The organism is Pseudomonas sp. MPR-R2A5 (assembly GCF_058793055.1).
In genome coordinates this window covers 25,326-41,628 of sequence record NZ_JBXAFK010000038.1, presented here as the reverse complement: position 1 = coordinate 41,628, position 16,303 = coordinate 25,326, and the positions used below count along the sequence as shown (strand labels likewise).

The 16,303-nt window shown below is 61.6% G+C and carries 14 protein-coding genes; 10 read left to right on the top strand and 4 right to left on the bottom strand.

Annotation, left to right across the window (positions count from 1 at the left end):
- Positions 1-5 precede the first annotated feature (5 nt).
- Positions 6-656: a GNAT family N-acetyltransferase gene (locus AC1Q6I_RS24160; RefSeq protein WP_024076234.1), complete on the bottom strand. Its 651-nt coding sequence runs from the start codon at positions 654-656 to the stop codon at positions 6-8.
- A 168-nt stretch (positions 657-824) separates the two neighbouring features.
- Between AC1Q6I_RS24160 and xthA the strand changes: the two genes are divergently transcribed.
- Both xthA and AC1Q6I_RS24150 read left to right on the top strand, forming a co-directional pair.
- Positions 825-1,637 carry an exodeoxyribonuclease III gene (gene xthA, locus AC1Q6I_RS24155; RefSeq protein ID WP_024076235.1) on the top strand — a complete coding sequence of 271 codons (813 nt, stop codon included), beginning with the start codon at positions 825-827 and terminating at the stop codon, positions 1,635-1,637.
- Positions 1,638-1,848: 211 nt separating this feature from the next.
- A complete protein-coding gene (locus tag AC1Q6I_RS24150; RefSeq protein ID WP_102624831.1) occupies positions 1,849-3,183 on the top strand; it encodes a substrate-binding domain-containing protein in 1,335 nt (444 codons plus the stop codon).
- Positions 3,184-3,305: 122 nt separating this feature from the next.
- Here the strand turns inward: AC1Q6I_RS24150 and AC1Q6I_RS24145 are convergent, their stop codons facing one another.
- Positions 3,306-4,535, bottom strand: a complete 1,230-nt coding sequence (locus AC1Q6I_RS24145) for an acyl-CoA dehydrogenase (RefSeq protein WP_024076237.1) — start codon at positions 4,533-4,535, stop codon at positions 3,306-3,308.
- A gap of 151 nt (positions 4,536-4,686) precedes the next feature.
- Here AC1Q6I_RS24145 and AC1Q6I_RS24140 point away from each other — a divergent pair, with 151 nt between their 5' ends.
- From AC1Q6I_RS24140 to AC1Q6I_RS24130, 3 genes are all read left to right on the top strand, one after another.
- On the top strand, positions 4,687-5,622 hold the full coding sequence (locus AC1Q6I_RS24140; RefSeq protein ID WP_024076238.1) for a LysR family transcriptional regulator: 936 nt from the start codon (positions 4,687-4,689) through the stop codon (positions 5,620-5,622).
- A gap of 115 nt (positions 5,623-5,737) precedes the next feature.
- A complete protein-coding gene (locus AC1Q6I_RS24135) occupies positions 5,738-6,133 on the top strand; it encodes a MerR family transcriptional regulator (RefSeq protein WP_024076239.1) in 396 nt (131 codons plus the stop codon).
- A 16-nt stretch (positions 6,134-6,149) separates the two neighbouring features.
- The gene (locus AC1Q6I_RS24130; RefSeq protein WP_102624832.1) at positions 6,150-7,049 is read left to right on the top strand and encodes a hydroxymethylglutaryl-CoA lyase; all 900 of its coding nucleotides are present in this window, start codon (positions 6,150-6,152) and stop codon (positions 7,047-7,049) included.
- A 566-nt stretch (positions 7,050-7,615) separates the two neighbouring features.
- Here the strand turns inward: AC1Q6I_RS24130 and AC1Q6I_RS24125 are convergent.
- Positions 7,616-9,253, bottom strand: coding sequence for an AMP-binding protein (locus tag AC1Q6I_RS24125; RefSeq protein WP_102624833.1), 1,638 nt, complete (start codon positions 9,251-9,253; stop codon positions 7,616-7,618).
- A gap of 150 nt (positions 9,254-9,403) precedes the next feature.
- On the opposite strand from AC1Q6I_RS24125, the gene AC1Q6I_RS24120 reads away from it, so the two are divergent.
- From AC1Q6I_RS24120 to AC1Q6I_RS24105, 4 genes are all read left to right on the top strand, one after another.
- Complete coding sequence (locus AC1Q6I_RS24120; protein ID WP_024076242.1) at positions 9,404-10,567, top strand: isovaleryl-CoA dehydrogenase; 1,164 nt, start codon at positions 9,404-9,406, stop codon at positions 10,565-10,567.
- 11 nt (positions 10,568-10,578) lie between these two features.
- A complete protein-coding gene (locus AC1Q6I_RS24115; protein WP_069076534.1) occupies positions 10,579-12,186 on the top strand; it encodes a carboxyl transferase domain-containing protein in 1,608 nt (535 codons plus the stop codon).
- Positions 12,187-12,319: 133 nt separating this feature from the next.
- Positions 12,320-13,126: a gamma-carboxygeranoyl-CoA hydratase gene (locus tag AC1Q6I_RS24110; RefSeq protein WP_024076244.1), complete on the top strand. Its 807-nt coding sequence runs from the start codon at positions 12,320-12,322 to the stop codon at positions 13,124-13,126.
- Positions 13,123-15,048, top strand: a complete 1,926-nt coding sequence (locus AC1Q6I_RS24105) for an acetyl/propionyl/methylcrotonyl-CoA carboxylase subunit alpha (RefSeq protein WP_102624834.1) — start codon at positions 13,123-13,125, stop codon at positions 15,046-15,048. The genes AC1Q6I_RS24110 and AC1Q6I_RS24105 overlap by 4 nt, the downstream gene beginning before the upstream one ends.
- Here the strand turns inward: AC1Q6I_RS24105 and AC1Q6I_RS24100 are convergent.
- Positions 15,045-15,680, bottom strand: a complete 636-nt coding sequence (locus AC1Q6I_RS24100) for a LexA family protein (protein WP_024076246.1) — start codon at positions 15,678-15,680, stop codon at positions 15,045-15,047. The two genes, AC1Q6I_RS24105 and AC1Q6I_RS24100, sit on opposite strands and share 4 nt — an antisense overlap.
- Positions 15,681-15,811: 131 nt before the next feature.
- Between AC1Q6I_RS24100 and AC1Q6I_RS24095 the strand changes: the two genes are divergently transcribed.
- On the top strand, positions 15,812-16,162 hold the full coding sequence (locus tag AC1Q6I_RS24095) for a DUF6124 family protein (protein WP_102624835.1): 351 nt from the start codon (positions 15,812-15,814) through the stop codon (positions 16,160-16,162).
- The last annotated feature ends 141 nt before the right edge of the window (positions 16,163-16,303 follow it).

The following is a 16,303-nucleotide window of genomic DNA, read 5'->3' as shown; positions in this document are numbered from 1 at the left end:
CTGCGTTAAGCCGTTGAAGCCTGTAACGCCTGGGGATTGGGGTGAAAAAACACATGTTCCAAGACAGGTCCTACAGCAACCTCGCCGATTTCCTCATAGCCCTGACGCTGGTAGAAATCCAGATAGCGTGGATTCCCCGTGTCCACCACCACACCGGACGAATGCGGGTCCTCGGCACACCAGTTGTGCACCGCCGTCAGCAACTGTTCGCCGTAATGCTTGCCCTGGAACTGTGGGTGAATACCCAGCAGCGGCAACACATGCACCGATTCGGCGGGCAGGCATGCCAGCACCGCATGATGGTAATCAAGGTAGCGCCGCGTGCCACGCACACCCGTGCTCAGCCACATGCGCAGTTGCCAGGCCCAGCTTTCGGTGATCCCCAGGCGCCGTTGCGGCGGCGCGATCAAGGCGATGCCGATCAGCCGGTCATTGACGAACAGGCCAATGGCGGGAAGTTTCTGAAAGAAATGCTGCTTGACCAGTTCGCGCACGGTGGCGCGCACCCGCTGTTCATAGCCTGGGCGCTCGGCTTCGAAGATGTAGGCAAAGGTCGGCTCATGGCGATACGCCTGATACAGCAGGGAGCGGGCCTCGGGGGAATAGTCGCTGTTGAGCAAGCGAACTTCAGCAAGGGTGGTTAAAGAGTCAGGCATACGGTGAGTCTCCCTGGGCGCCATTCAAAAGATGGCGTTCTTATGAGTACGAACTTACGCGGCACCAGTCGTTCCCAGACATTAGCAGTGCATATGTCCTACCGCCACGCTGGCCCCCGTCCGACTTGTCCGCTAGCATCGCCCTTTTGCCAGACTGGACTGCCGACCATGAAAATCGTCTCCTTCAATATCAACGGGCTGCGGGCTCGCCCCCATCAGCTGGCGGCGCTGATTGAAAAGCATCAACCCGACGTGATTGGCCTGCAGGAAACCAAGGTGCATGACGACCAGTTCCCCTTGGCCGAAGTACAGGCACTGGGCTATCACGTGTATTACCACGGCCAGAAAGGCCACTACGGCGTGGCCCTGCTGTCGCGCAAAGAAGCCTTGAGCGTGCACAAAGGCTTTGCCAGCGATGAAGAAGATGCCCAGCGCCGCTTTATCTGGGGCACCTTCGCCGATGAAAATGGCCATCCGGTGACCATCATGAACGGCTACTTCCCTCAGGGCGAAAGCCGCGACCACCCAACCAAGTTCCCGGCCAAGCAGCGCTTCTACGAAGACCTGCAACAGCTGCTGGAAAGCCAGTTCAGCAATGACCAGGCACTGGTGGTGATGGGCGACGTGAATATTTCCCCGGAAGACTGCGATATCGGCATCGGCGCCGACAACGCCAAGCGCTGGCTGAAAACCGGCAAGTGTAGCTTTCTGCCGGAAGAGCGCGAGTGGATGGCCCGCCTGAAGAACTGGGGCCTGGTGGACAGCTTCCGTCACCTCAACCCCGATGTGACCGACCGTTTCAGCTGGTTCGACTACCGCAGCCGTGGGTTCGAGGATGAGCCCAAGCGTGGGCTGCGGATTGACGTGATCATGGCCTCCAATGGCTTGCTGCCGCGCGTCAAGGATGCCGGTGTGGATTACGATCTGCGTGGCCTGGAGAAGCCGTCTGACCATGCGCCGATCTGGTTGGAACTGAGCTGATTCCCTGGCCGGACTCGGTCAAATGGGGGAGGTCCCGCTGAATCTCCGATTTAGCGCGGTCGCACGACAAACTTGAACCCCTGTGGCGAGCGGGCTTGTCGAATCGTCGCACCGCCCCTCCCACCGTTTGATTGGCGGCATGCCAGTCATATTTATGCAACCTGACTGACTTAATCTCGCGGCACTCCCTTTGGCTTGAGAAGGTGCCGGCATGATGCTGCGCGTTCTGTTCCTGTTGTGTAGCGCGTTTTCCCTCTCGGCTGTTGCTGCCCCTCTACCCGTTCCCGACCAAGGCCCTGCCCTGCGCATCCAGGGCTCGAACACTATTGGCGCAGCGCTGGGGCCGGCGCTGGTCAAGGGTTTGATGGAGCAGCAGGGGCTGCAAGGCGTACACAGCGAACCCGCCGAAGGCGCCAATGAACAACGGGTCGTCGGCAAGACGCGCCAGGGCAAGGTCGTGACCATAGAGGTCGCGGCCCATGGCTCCAGCACCGGGTTTGTCGCGCTGAAAAAATCCAGCGCCGACCTGGCAGCTTCATCCCGCCCGATCAAGGACAGTGAACTGGTGGAGCTCGAACCCCTGGGTGACCTGAAAAGCCCTGAGGCCGAGCAGGTCATCGCCATCGACGGCCTGGCGATCATCCTCAATCCGCGCAACCCGCTGGACACCCTGGACACCGAGCAACTGGCGCAGATCTTCAATGGCGAAATCAGTACCTGGGAGGCCCTGGGCGGTGTCGGCGGGACGATCAATCTGTACGCGCGCGATGACCAGTCCGGTACCTATGACACCTTCAAGGAACTGGTGCTGAGCCGGCGCGGCAAACCCCTGGCGGCGTCCGCCAAGCGTTTCGAGTCCAGCGAGCAACTGTCCGACGCGGTGAGCCGTGACCCCCATGGCATCGGCTTTATCGGCCTGCCCTATGTGCGTCAGGCCAAGGCGGTGGCGATTGTCGATGGTGACTCGCAACCCATGTTGCCCTTGAACAGCCTGATCGCCACGGAGGATTACCCTCTCTCCCGACGACTGTTCTTTTACCTGCCACCGTCCACACGTAATCCATGGGCCAAGGCGCTGGTGGACTTTACCCAGAGCAGCAAAGGCCAGGCGATTGTCGCGGCCAACGGATTTATCGCACAGCAGGTGCAGGCGATTGGGGTAGAGCCGCGCGCGTCGATGCCCGAGGACTATCAGGCGATCGCCCGCGACGCCCAGCGCCTGACGGTGAATTTTCGTTTCGAGGAAGGCAGCGCCAGCCTGGATAACAAGGCGCGTCAGGATCTGCAACGCGTGGTGGCCTATATCAAAAGCCACGACAAGCTCGACAAGCAGGTGACGCTGGTAGGGTTTGGCGATGCCAAGAGTGACCCGCAGCGCGCGGCGCTGCTGTCGAAATTGCGGGCGATGGCGGTGCGCCGTGAATTGGTCAAGAGCGGCGTGGTGCTGAGGGATATTCGCGGGTTCGGCGCGCAAATGCCGGTGGCGGCGAATACCGCGGATGAAGGGCGGATCAAGAATCGGCGGGTGGAGGTTTGGGTGTACTGAGGGCTGTGGGATCTTCAGGGCCTGATCCGGCCTCATCGGGGGCAAGCCCCCTCCCACACTTTGAATGTATGCCCAAATCAAAATGTGGGAGGGGGCTTGCCCCGATTGCAGGCGACGCGGTGTTACTGCCCGCTGCGCATCATCTCCCGTGGCACATACTTGCCGATCTCGAACTTGCCGATCGCCGCGCGGTGCACTTCGTCCGGGCCGTCGGCCAGGCGCAGGGTACGTTGCATGGCGTACATGTAGGCCAGCGGAAAGTCGTTGGAAACCCCGGCGCCACCATGAATCTGGATCGCGCGGTCGATCACTTTCAACGCCACATTCGGCGCCACGACCTTGATCTGGGCGATTTCGCTTTTCGCCACTTTGTTGCCCACGGTGTCCATCATGTACGCCGCTTTCAGGGTCAGCAGGCGCGCCATGTCAATTTCCATGCGCGAGTCGGCGATCTTGTCGATATTGCCGCCCAGGCGTGCCAATGGCTTGCCGAATGCGGTGCGGCTGACGGCGCGCTTGCACATCAATTCCAGTGCGCGCTCGGCCATGCCGATGGAGCGCATGCAGTGGTGGATGCGGCCCGGGCCAAGGCGACCCTGGGCGATTTCAAAGCCACGGCCTTCGCCGAGCAGCACGTTTTCATACGGCACGCGCACATTGTCGAACAGCACTTCGGCGTGGCCATGGGGCGCGTCGTCGTAACCGAACACCGGCAGCGGGCGCACAATTTTCACCCCCGGGGCGTCCACCGGCACCAGGATCATCGAGTGTTGCTGGTGACGCGGTGCATCAGGATTGCTCAGGCCCATGAAGATCAGGATCTTGCAGCGCGGGTCGCAGGCGCCGGAGGTCCACCACTTCTTGCCGTTGATCACCCACTCGTCGCCCTGGCGCTCGGCGCGGGCAGCCATGTTGGTGGCGTCCGAGGACGCCACATCGGGCTCGGTCATGGCGAAGGCTGAGCGGATTTCGCCGCGCAGCAGCGGTTGGAGCCAGCGTTGTTTCTGCTCTTCGTTGGCGTAGCGCACCAGCACTTCCATGTTGCCGGTGTCGGGGGCCGAGCAGTTGAACGGCTCCGGGCCCAGCAGCGAGCGGCCCATGATCTCGGCCAGTGGCGCGTATTCAAGGTTGGTCAAGCCGGCGCCCAGCTCGGATTCGGGCAGGAACAGGTTCCACAGGCCCTCGGCTTTGGCTTTCGCCTTCAGCTCTTCCATGATCGCGGTGGGCTGCCAGCGGTCGCCTTCGCTGACTTGGCGTTCGAACACCGGCTCGGCCGGGTAAACGTAAGCGTCCATGAACGCTGTAACGCGTTCACGCAGTTCCTGAACCTTGGGCGAATAGGCGAAATCCATGAGCAGCTCCCTTCTTGGAGAGGTTGTTTAGGTCATGCATTCGATGCTAGAACAGCGTTGATAATTTACCTAGCCTATTCTCGGCGTGTATTAACATTCATCACCGATATATGATCGACGTATGGCCACCTAACAATAAGAGCGCAACGAAATGAATCTGAGCAAGGTCGACCTCAACCTCTTCATCGTCTTTGACGCGATCTACACCGAAGCCAACCTGACCCGCGCCGGGCAGATTGTCGGCATTACCCAACCAGCGGTATCCAACGCTCTGGCCCGCTTGCGCGAGACCTTCAACGACCCGCTGTTCGTGCGCACCGCCCAAGGCATGGTGCCCACGCCGATGGCGCAGAACATCATCGGTCCGGTGCGCAATGCGTTGTCGTTGCTGCGGGTGTCGGTGCAGGAAAGCCGGATTTTCAACCCTCAGCAGGCGGCCAAGACCTATCGCATCAGCATGACCGACCTCACCGAGGCGGTGATCCTGCCGTTGCTGTTCCAGCGTCTGCGCCGCCTGGCACCGACGGTGGTGATCGAGAGTTTCCTGTCCAAGCGCCGCGAAACCACCAAGGAACTGGCCGCCGGGCGCCTGGATTTTGCCGTGGACGCGCCGCTCAACACCGACCCGCAGGTGCGCCACGTCAAGCTGATGGAAGACCGCTACGTCTGTGCCATGCGCAAGGGCCATCCCATGGCGGGCAAGGACAAATTCACCTTGGATGACTACCTGTCGCTGACCCATATCCATATCTCCAGCCGCCGAAATGGCCTGGGCCATGTCGACCTGGCCCTGGGCAAGATGGGCATCCAGCGCAAGATTGCCCTGCGCTCCCAGCATTACCTGATGGCCTCCCAAGTGTTGCAGCAGACCGACATGGTGATGACCGTGCCCGAACGCTTCGCCCGCCGTCATGACCTGCACTGGTTCAACCTGCCGGTCAATGACGTGCCGCCGGTGGAAACCCACCTGTACTGGCACGAAAGCACCGACCAGGACCCGGCCAACCGCTGGATGCGTGAGCAAATGATCGAGTTGTGCCAGCAAGTCACGGCTCACGAAAAGAAGCTGGATAAACAGCAGGCCTGAGGGTGAAAAGCCTCCCCTGTGGGAGGGGGCTTGCCCCCGATGGGCTGCGCAGCGGCCCTTGACGTTCACGTCAACCTGCCATTAGCTTAACGCCAAGACCTTCTTGAGCGCCCCCATGAGCACGACCTACAGCATCTCCGACCTCGCCCGCGAGCTCGACATCACCACCCGCGCCATTCGCTTCTATGAAGAACAAGGCCTGCTGGCCCCGGAACGCCGCGGCCAGGAACGCATCTACTCGGCGCGGGACAAGGTCAGCCTGAAGCTGATCCTGCGTGGCAAGCGCATCGGTTTTTCCCTGGCCGAGTGCCGTGAATTGATCGAACTCTACGACCCCGCCAGCGGCAACCATATCCAGCTCAACAGCATGCTGGCGAAGATCGCCGAACGCCGTGAACAGTTGGAGCAACAGTTGCTGGATATCGAACAAATGAAGCTGGAACTGGACACCGCCGAAGAGCGCTGCACCCAGGCCCTGGCCGAGACCATCCAAGGCCAGGCTGGCCATTGAACAGAAGGTAGTTGCCATGTCCCTCCCCTACCACGTGCGCCTGGTCGAAGTCGGCCCGCGCGACGGTTTGCAGAACGAAGCCCAACCCATCAGCGTGGCCGACAAGGTGCAGTTGGTGGATGCCCTGAGTGCCGCCGGCCTGGGCTATATCGAGGTGGGCAGTTTCGTCTCGCCCAAATGGGTGCCACAGATGGCCGGTTCCGGTGAGGTGTTTGCGCAGATCCAGCGCAAGCCCGGTGTCACCTATGGCGCGTTGGCACCGAACCTGCGCGGGTTTGAAGACGCGCTGGCGGCCGGCGTGAAGGAAGTCGCAGTGTTTGCGGCAGCCTCCGAGGCGTTTTCCCAGCGCAATATCAACTGTTCCATCAGCGAAAGCCTGGAGCGTTTTGCGCCGATCATGGCGGCGGCCAAGCAGCACGGCATCAGTGTGCGTGGCTATGTGTCCTGTGTGCTGGGTTGCCCGTACGAAGGCGCGGTCGCCCCGGAGCAAGTGGCGGCAGTGGCTCGTGAGCTGTATGCCATGGGCTGCTATGAAGTGTCCCTGGGCGACACCATCGGCACCGGCACGGCCGGCGCCACGCGGCGGCTGTTCGAGGTGGTGGGTGCGCAGGTACCGCGGGACAAGTTGGCGGGGCACTTCCACGACACGTATGGGCAGGCGATCGCCAATGTCTACGCCAGCCTGTTGGAAGGGATCAATGTGTTCGACAGCTCTATCGCGGGCCTCGGCGGCTGCCCCTACGCCAAGGGCGCCAGCGGTAACGTCGCCACCGAGGACGTGGTGTACCTGCTCGATGGGCTGGGGATCCACACGGGCATCGACCTGGAGCAACTGATCCGGGCCGGCCAACAGATCTGCACAGTGCTGGGCCGCCCCACCGGTTCGCGTGTGGCCAAGGTGCGTAGCACACAGTGAGTAACCGATCCGTGACGATGTGTTACCGCACCGCTACACATCGAGTAACACGGGAACATATTTTGTGGCATTCGCCGTAGGCCAAATCGCACACAAAAATTAACTCATTGATTCTAAAAGACTTTATAAAGTTGGCACGGGTTCTGCTATCTCTATGGCATAACAAGAATAAAAAGCGCCAAACCTAATAAAAATAAGACGTAACGACTCTGACATAACAAAAACAACACGGCAGAGACGCAGCTAACAGATTTTTTTGGAGAAGATGTGCTTCGCAGGGTACGGCATGCCGAAACCCGCAACCGGATAGAGAAAAATAAAACTACCTCAGGTAGCTGCCACTGGTTGGATCGCTTGCGAAGAAGCAGATCAGCGCTCAAAAAAATACGTTTGCTCTTGACCCCGGATGGGGGTCGCCAAAAACAGCGGTAAAGGGTCACGGTTACCAAAAACAACAACAGACCGCCCCTCAATAATAAAAAAAGAGCAGGCAACGACAAATTAAAGGGGACCCTAGGGTCCCCTTTGTGCTGTGTGCACGCCTCCTCAGGCAGAGGCGCTTTCCCTCAGTCGTTGCGCGACGCCAACTCCTCGATACTGATCTCGCGCATGCGGAATTTCTGGACCTTGCCCGTGACGGTCATCGGAAATTCGTCCACGAACTTGAAATGCTTGGGCGTCTTGAAGTGCGCGATGCGCCCCTTGCACCAGGTGTGCAACTCCAGCGCGCTGGCCACGTGCCCAGGGTGAAACTTGACCCAGGCCACAATCTCTTCGCCATAACGCTCATCCGGAACACCAATAACCTGCACGTCGGCCACCGCCGGATGGGTAAAGAAAAACTCTTCCAGCTCCCGCGGGTACACGTTCTCGCCACCGCGAATGATCATGTCTTTGTTGCGCCCGGCGATGCATACGTAGCCGTGCGCGTCCATGGTCGCCAGGTCGCCGGTGTGCATCCAGCCCGCGTCGTCGATGGCCTCGCGGGTACCTTCCGGGTTGTTCCAGTAGCCAAGCATCACGCTGTAGCCACGGGTACACAGCTCGCCCGTCTCGCCGCGCGCCACGGTGTTACCGTCGATGTCGATGATCTTGTGTTCGAGGTGTGGCTGGGTACGCCCCACCGTGGTGACCCGACGCTCCAGGTCATCATCGGCGCCGGTCTGCAACGACACCGGGCTGGTTTCGGTCATGCCGTAGGCAATCTGCACCTCGCCCATATGCAATTCGCCGATGACCCGGCGCATCACTTCAATGGGGCACGTGGCGCCGGCCATGATGCCGGTACGCAGGGACGACAGCTCCAACTCGCCCCGGCGCGGATGATCGAGCATGGCGATAAACATGGTGGGCACGCCGTACAGGCCAGTGGCGCGCTCTTCGGCGACGGCGGTGAGCGTCAGCAGCGGATCGAAGCCGTCATTGGGGTAGATCATGGTGGTGCCATGGGTGATACAGCCCAGGTTGCCCATCACCATGCCAAAGCAGTGGTACAGCGGCACCGGGATCACCAGGCGATCCTGCGCGGTGAGGCCCAGGCTTTCGCCGACCATGTAGCCGTTGTTGAGGATGTTGTGGTGACTGAGGGTGGCTCCCTTGGGGAAGCCGGTAGTGCCGGAGGTGTACTGGATATTGACGGCTTGATCAAAGCTCAGGCTGGCTTGACGGCTGCGCACCTGTTCCGGCGCGACTCCCGCCCCGAGTGCCGCCAACTGCGACCAGGGCAGGAAACCCGGGGGCGGGCTGGGGTCAAGGCTGATGACGCCACGCAGGTCAGGCTTCAGCGCCTGCACCATGGCATGGTAATCGGACGTCTTGAATGACCCGGCGCACACCAGCCACTGGCAACCGGATTGCTTGAGCACGTATTCCAACTCACTGCTGCGATAGGCCGGGTTGATATTGACCAGGATCACCCCGAGCTTGGCGCTGGCGATTTGGCTGATACACCATTCGGCGCAATTGGGCGCCCAGATGCCCAGGCGGTCGCCGGTTTGCATGCCCAGGGCCAGGAACGCGCGGGCGTGCAGGTCAACGGTCTCGGCCAGTTGCCGCCAGGTGTAGCGGCGCTGTTGGTGGCGCACCACCAGGGCTTCGCCATCGGGATGCTGCGCAACGGTGCGATCGAAGGCCTGACCGATGGTCATGGCCAGCATCGTCTTGTCCTGGGAGCCACGGCTGTAGCTCGGATTCGGTTGATCCATAACGACCCCTGTTGTCTTTTTTGTAGGTTGACGTAAACGTAAACTACGATTGACAGCACCGCAACGCAAGCTTACGTTAACGTAAAGGTGATCGCCCTCCCCCGGCGCCCCACCCACATAACAACAAAGCTCAACTTAAGGTGCCCGTCCATGAGTTATCCCTCCCTGAACTTCGCCCTCGGTGAAACCATCGACATGTTGCGCGACCAGGTGCAGTCCTTCGTGGCCAAGGAGATCGCCCCTCGCGCGGCACAGATCGACATCGACAACCTGTTTCCCGCCGACCTGTGGCGCAAGTTTGGCGACATGGGCCTGCTGGGCATCACGGTGCCGGAAGCGTACGGCGGTGCCGGCCTGGGTTACCTGGCCCACGTGGTGGCCATGGAAGAAATCAGCCGCGGTTCGGCGTCGGTGGCGCTGTCCTACGGCGCCCACTCCAACCTCTGCGTCAATCAGATCAACCGCAACGGCAACCATGAGCAGAAGCTCAAGTACCTGCCTCAACTGATCAGCGGCGAACATGTGGGCGCCCTGGCCATGAGCGAGCCGAATGCCGGCTCCGATGTGGTCTCGATGAAACTGCGCGCCGACAAGCGTGGCGACCGCTACGTGCTCAACGGCAGCAAGACCTGGATCACCAACGGCCCTGACGCCAACACCTATGTGATCTACGCCAAGACCGACCTGGAAAAGGGCCCCCACGGCATCACCGCATTCATCGTCGAGCGTGACTGGAAAGGCTTCAGCCGCAGCAACAAGTTCGACAAACTGGGCATGCGCGGCTCCAACACCTGCGAGCTGTTTTTCGATGATGTGGAAGTCCCCGAAGACAATATCCTCGGTGCCCTCAACGGCGGTGTGAAAGTGCTGATGAGCGGCCTGGACTACGAACGCGTGGTGCTCTCCGGTGGCCCGACCGGGATCATGCAGGCGTGCATGGACCTGATCGTGCCCTACATCCACGACCGCAAGCAGTTCGGCCAGAGCATCGGCGAATTCCAGCTGATCCAGGGCAAGGTCGCCGACATGTACACCCAACTCAATGCCAGCCGCGCCTACCTCTACGCAGTGGCGCAAGCCTGCGAGCGTGGCGAAACCACGCGCAAGGATGCGGCCGGGGTGATCCTCTACAGCGCCGAACGCGCGACGCAGATGGCCCTCGATGCCATCCAGATCCTCGGCGGCAACGGCTATATCAACGAATTCCCTGCCGGACGCCTGCTGCGTGACGCCAAGCTGTATGAAATCGGGGCCGGCACCAGTGAGATTCGGCGGATGCTGATCGGTCGCGAACTCTTCAACGAAACCCGCTGAAGGAACACGTCATGGCCACCTTGCACACCCAGCTCAACCCGCGCTCGGCGGAGTTCATCGCCAATGACGCAGCGATGCGCCAACAGGTCGACGCCCTGCACACCCTGCTCGCCCACGTGCAGCAGGGTGGCGGCGCCAAGGCCCAGGAGCGCCACACTTCACGCGGCAAACTGTTGCCGCGCGAGCGCATCAACCGCTTGCTCGACCCAGGCTCACCGTTCCTTGAACTCAGCCAACTGGCCGCCCACCAGGTGTATGGCGAAGACGTGCCTGCCGCCGGCGTGATTGCCGGGATAGGCCGGGTCGAAGGGGTTGAATGCATGATCGTCGCCAACGATGCCACGGTGAAGGGCGGCTCCTACTACCCGCTGACCGTGAAGAAACACCTGCGCGCCCAAACCATCGCCGAGCAGAATCGCCTGCCCTGCATCTACCTGGTGGACTCAGGTGGCGCCAACCTGCCGCGCCAGGATGAAGTGTTTCCCGACCGTGAGCACTTCGGGCGGATCTTCTTCAACCAGGCGAACATGAGTGCCCAGGGCATCCCGCAGATCGCCGTGGTGATGGGTTCGTGCACCGCCGGCGGCGCCTACGTGCCGGCGATGGCCGACGAAGCGATCATGGTGCGCCAGCAGGCCACCATCTTCCTCGCCGGCCCGCCGCTGGTGAAGGCGGCGACCGGTGAAGTGGTCAGCGCTGAAGACCTCGGCGGTGCCGATGTGCACTGCAAGATTTCTGGCGTAGCCGACCACTATGCCGACAGCGACGAGCACGCCCTGGCCCTGGCCCGCCGCAGCGTCGCCCACCTCAATTGGCACAAGCAGGGCCAGTTGCTGCAACGCACGCCGGTAGCGCCGTTGTATAGCAGCGAGGAGCTCTATGGCGTGATCCCGGCCGATGCCAAGCAACCGTTCGATGTGCACGAAGTGATCGCACGCCTGGTGGACGGCTCGGTGTTCGATGAATTCAAGGCCCTGTTCGGCACCACCCTGGTGTGCGGTTTTGCCCACTTGCACGGCTATCCGATTGCGATCCTGGCCAACAACGGGATTTTGTTTGCGGAAGCCGCGCAAAAAGGCGCGCACTTTATCGAGCTGGCCTGCCAGCGCGGGATTCCGCTGCTGTTCTTGCAGAACATCACCGGCTTTATGGTCGGCCAGAAATACGAGGCCGGCGGTATCGCCAAGCATGGCGCCAAGCTGGTCACCGCCGTGGCCTGCGCCAAGGTGCCGAAATTCACGGTGATCATCGGCGGCAGCTTTGGTGCCGGTAACTATGGGATGTGCGGCCGCGCCTACGACCCGCGCTTTTTATGGATGTGGCCGAACGCGCGCATCGGTGTGATGGGTGCCGAGCAGGCCGCAGGGGTGCTGGTGCAGGTCAAGCGTGAACAGGCCGAACGTGCAGGGGTTGCGTTCAGTGCCGAAGAAGAAGCGGCGATCAAGCAGCCGATCCTCGACCAGTATGAAACCCAGGGCCATCCCTACTACTCCAGCGCGCGCTTGTGGGACGACGGCGTCATCGACCCGATGCAGACCCGCGACGTGCTGGCCCTGGCGCTGTCTGCCGCGCTGAATGCCCCCATCGAGCCGAGCCGCTTCGGCGTGTTCCGCATGTAACCTGTAGGAGCGAGCTTGCTCGCGAAGGTCGTTAACGATAACGCGAGCATTCTGGATGAACGCGTTGCCTGGACGTTTTTCGCGAGCAAGCTCGCTCCTACAGGAGACCTCTCATCATCATGGAGCTCCTTGCATGAGCGATTTCAACACCCTCGAACTGATCACCGACAGCCGTGGCTTTGCCACGCTGTGGCTCAGTCGTGAAGCCAAGAACAACGCATTCAACGCCGAGATGATCCGCGAACTGATCATCGCCCTCGACCAGGTGCAAGGTGATCCGTCCCTGCGCTTCCTGGTCCTGCGCGGGCGCGGCAAGCACTTCAGCGCCGGGGCCGACCTGGCCTGGATGCAGCAATCGGCCGAGCTGGACTACCACACCAACCTGGACGACGCCCGCGAACTGGCCGAGCTGATGTACAACCTGGCGAAGCTGAAGATCCCCACCCTGGCAGTGGTGCAAGGCGCGGCCTACGGTGGCGCATTGGGCCTGATCAGTTGCTGCGACATGGCGATTGGTGCCGATGACGCACAGTTCTGCCTGTCAGAAGTGCGTATTGGCTTGGCGCCAGCGGTGATCAGCCCGTTTGTGGTACAGGCGATCGGCGAGCGCGCAGCCCGGCGTTATGCGCTGACGGCCGAACGGTTTGGCGGCCAACGGGCGCGGGATATCGGCCTGCTGGCGGAAAGCTATCCGACCGATACGCTGGAACAACAGGTCGCGCAATGGGTTGCCAACCTGCTGCAAAACAGCCCGGCGGCGATGCGCGCCAGCAAAGACTTGTTGCGCGAGGTCGGTAACGGCGCCCTCACCCCGGCCCTGCGCCGCTATTGCGAAAATGCCATCGCCCGCATTCGCGTCAGCGCCGAAGGCCAGGAAGGCTTGCGCGCGTTCCTGCAAAAACGTACGCCCAGCTGGCAATCCCAGGAGCCCCGTTCATGAGCACACTGACCACCGTACTGGTGGCCAACCGTGGCGAAATCGCCTGCCGGGTGATGCGCACCGCCAAGGCCATGGGCTTGACCACCGTCGCTGTACACAGCGCCACGGACCGCGACGCGCGCCATAGTCGCGAGGCGGATATCCGCGTCGACCTGGGGGGCAGCAAAGCCACGGACAGCTACCTGCAGATCGACAAATTGATCGCCGCGGCCCAGTCCAGCGGCGCCCAGGCGATTCATCCGGGCTACGGCTTCCTGTCGGAAAACGCCGGGTTTGCCCGCGCGGTCGAGGCCGCTGGCTTGATCTTCCTCGGCCCGCCCGCCTCGGCGATCGACGCCATGGGCAGCAAGTCGGCCGCCAAGGCGTTGATGGAGACCGCCGGCGTGCCGCTGGTGCCGGGTTACCACGGCGAAGCCCAGGACCTGGAGACGTTCCGCGATGCCTGCGCGCGTATCGGCTACCCGGTGCTGCTCAAGGCCACGGCCGGCGGCGGCGGCAAGGGAATGAAAGTGGTCGAGGACGTCAGTCAGTTGGCCGAGGCATTGGCCTCTGCCCAGCGCGAGGCGCTGTCGTCGTTCGGCAATGGGCAGATGCTGGTGGAAAAATACCTGCTCAAGCCGCGCCATGTGGAGATCCAGGTGTTTGCCGACCAGCAGGGGCATTGCCTGTACCTCAATGAGCGCGATTGCTCGATCCAGCGTCGGCACCAAAAAGTCGTCGAGGAAGCCCCGGCGCCTGGCTTGAGTACTGAACAGCGCAAGGCCATGGGCGAAGCGGCGGTACGCGCAGCCCAGGCCATTGGCTATGTGGGCGCGGGCACGGTGGAATTTCTGCTGGATGCCCGTGGCGAGTTTTTCTTTATGGAAATGAACACGCGCCTGCAAGTGGAACACCCGGTGACTGAAGCGATTACCGGCCTCGATCTGGTGGCCTGGCAGATTCGCGTGGCCCAGGGTGAAGCGCTGCCGATCACCCAGGCACAAGTGCCGCTGATCGGCCATGCCATCGAAGTACGGCTGTACGCCGAAGACCCCTCCAACGATTTCCTGCCGGCCACCGGGCAGCTGGCGCTGTACCGCGAATCAGCCCCCGGCCCGGGGCGACGCGTGGACAGCGGCGTCGAGCAGGGCGACAGCGTGTCGCCCTTCTACGACCCGATGCTCGGCAAGCTGATTGCCTGGGGCGAAGACCGTGAACAGGCGCGATTGCGGCTGTTGAGCATGCTGGATGAATTTGCGGTGGGCGGGCTGCGGACCAACCTGAGCTTCCTGCGTCGAATCATCGCCCACCCCGCGTTTGCCGCGGCGGAACTGGATACCGGGTTTATCCCGCGCTATCAGGATGAGCTGCTGCCGGTGCCTGGCGCCTTGAGCGATGAGTTCTGGCAGGCCGCGGCCGCGGCGTTCATACAGAGCTTGCCGGCCGGTGACGGGCCTTGGGCGGACACGCGCGGTTTTCGTGCCGGCCTGCCCGCCGAAGTCTCGCTGCACTTGAGCTGCAATGGGCAGGATCGGTTGGTGACATTACCCACCCAGCCCCCGCTGTTGCGGGGCGAACAACTGCTGATCGAGCACCAGGGCGTACGCCGCGCTCATCTGGCGGTGCGCAGCGAAAGCACCCTGTACCTGCGCTGGGATGGCGAGTTGCACGCGGTCAGCCTGTTCGACCCGATTGCAGCGGTCGAGGCCGGCCAGCTCCATCAAGGCGGCCTGACCGCGCCCATGAACGGCAGCATCGTGCGGGTGCTGGTGGAAGTCGGCCAAGCCGTGGAGGCCGGCATGCAACTGGTGGTGCTGGAAGCCATGAAGATGGAACACAGCATCCGTGCGCCCCAGGCCGGGGTGATCAAGGCGTTGTTCTGCGAGGAAGGCGAAATGGTTGCCGAAGGCTGCGCGCTGGTGGAGCTCGAAACAGCCGACTAGAACTTCGCCGTGGCCTGCACCACCACGCCGAGGATGCGGCAATCCTCGGTGAACCGCTGCTTCGGATAGGTGGGGTTGAGCGGCACCAGGTAAAGCTGGCCGCTTTCTTCCATGAGTTGGCGAAAAGTCGCCTGGGGGCTGTCAGCCCATTGGGCGACCACCAGCTTGCCAGGTTGGGCATCGATAGCCGGGTCCACCAGGATCAGCATGCCCGCACCGATGCTCAGACCGCTGGGGGCGGTCATGGCGTCTCCCCTCACCGGGAGCCAAAAGGCGTCACCGCGGGCGTGGTAGTCCGTCAGTTCGAAGCGGGTGGTGGCGTACGCGCCGTGCTCTTCGCGAATTTCGCACATGCCCGTCCAATCGTTGACCGGGTATCGAAAATACGGGTTGTAGGGAGGTTGCGCGGGCAGTGCCTCGGCGGTCTTTTCGCGAATCTGCAAGGCGACTTCCAGGTAGCCCAGCCCCAGTTCCGCGAGAACCCGGTTCATGTCGGCCAGGCTTGGCACACGGCGTTTGTTGAGCCAATGGCCCACCCCGCCCTGGGACATGCCCAGGCGCTCGGCCAGTTGATCCTGCGTGACCTTGCGGTCTTTCATGTTGGCTTTGACCAACGCTATCCAGTTATCCATGGTGCGTGACAATACGATGCGTATTTTTCAGGGCAATAAACAGTTTGTAGTAATCCATAAAACGACATAAATACGATACGTACTATCATCGAACATAAGGTTTTCGACACCCACCCAGAGTACCGCCCCTTATGACGACAAGCCCGCACCGCCTGCCTGAAACACCCGAAACCAGCGAATTGCTCGACATGCGCGGCAGCAGCGCCGCCCAGCGAGCCCTGGACTATTACTTGAAAGAAGATATGTCGCCATCGCCCTCGGATGACACCTTCTTTCGCGTCAAACCCGACATCAGCCACGAAGAAGCCCTGGTGCACGCCTCGGACCTGCTGCGCAGTGCTGCCGCCACCGCCTACGAATCAGCGAACAGCCATCAAGGCAATCAACGCGACCTGGCATTCTCAGTGGTGTATTTGATCGATATGGCGAAGGCGATGGTGGAGCAGTCGCTGCAGGCGCCGAGGGCTCAGGCAAGCGTGTGACGGGCGCGCAGGAAAAATATTTCTATCCCACGGATAAAAACATTTGACTTGCAAATGATAATGATTATTATTGGACTCAGCTGATCGCGAGATCAGTCGATAGACCAAGGGACCTTAGGTCGGACTCTTGGAATATCTCCT

What these genes read in the sequence shown, in the direction of transcription:
- AC1Q6I_RS24160 (WP_024076234.1), bottom strand. Translation starts at nt 656, where the DNA reads ATGCCTGACTCTTTAACCACCCTTGCTGAAGTTCGCTTGCTCAACAGC.
- xthA (WP_024076235.1), top strand. Translation starts at nt 825, where the DNA reads ATGAAAATCGTCTCCTTCAATATCAACGGGCTGCGGGCTCGCCCCCAT.
- AC1Q6I_RS24150 (WP_102624831.1), top strand. Translation starts at nt 1,849, where the DNA reads ATGATGCTGCGCGTTCTGTTCCTGTTGTGTAGCGCGTTTTCCCTCTCG.
- AC1Q6I_RS24145 (WP_024076237.1), bottom strand. Translation starts at nt 4,535, where the DNA reads ATGGATTTCGCCTATTCGCCCAAGGTTCAGGAACTGCGTGAACGCGTT.
- AC1Q6I_RS24140 (WP_024076238.1), top strand. Translation starts at nt 4,687, where the DNA reads ATGAATCTGAGCAAGGTCGACCTCAACCTCTTCATCGTCTTTGACGCG.
- AC1Q6I_RS24135 (WP_024076239.1), top strand. Translation starts at nt 5,738, where the DNA reads ATGAGCACGACCTACAGCATCTCCGACCTCGCCCGCGAGCTCGACATC.
- AC1Q6I_RS24130 (WP_102624832.1), top strand. Translation starts at nt 6,150, where the DNA reads ATGTCCCTCCCCTACCACGTGCGCCTGGTCGAAGTCGGCCCGCGCGAC.
- AC1Q6I_RS24125 (WP_102624833.1), bottom strand. Translation starts at nt 9,253, where the DNA reads ATGGATCAACCGAATCCGAGCTACAGCCGTGGCTCCCAGGACAAGACG.
- AC1Q6I_RS24120 (WP_024076242.1), top strand. Translation starts at nt 9,404, where the DNA reads ATGAGTTATCCCTCCCTGAACTTCGCCCTCGGTGAAACCATCGACATG.
- AC1Q6I_RS24115 (WP_069076534.1), top strand. Translation starts at nt 10,579, where the DNA reads ATGGCCACCTTGCACACCCAGCTCAACCCGCGCTCGGCGGAGTTCATC.
- AC1Q6I_RS24110 (WP_024076244.1), top strand. Translation starts at nt 12,320, where the DNA reads ATGAGCGATTTCAACACCCTCGAACTGATCACCGACAGCCGTGGCTTT.
- AC1Q6I_RS24105 (WP_102624834.1), top strand. Translation starts at nt 13,123, where the DNA reads ATGAGCACACTGACCACCGTACTGGTGGCCAACCGTGGCGAAATCGCC.
- AC1Q6I_RS24100 (WP_024076246.1), bottom strand. Translation starts at nt 15,680, where the DNA reads ATGGATAACTGGATAGCGTTGGTCAAAGCCAACATGAAAGACCGCAAG.
- AC1Q6I_RS24095 (WP_102624835.1), top strand. Translation starts at nt 15,812, where the DNA reads ATGACGACAAGCCCGCACCGCCTGCCTGAAACACCCGAAACCAGCGAA.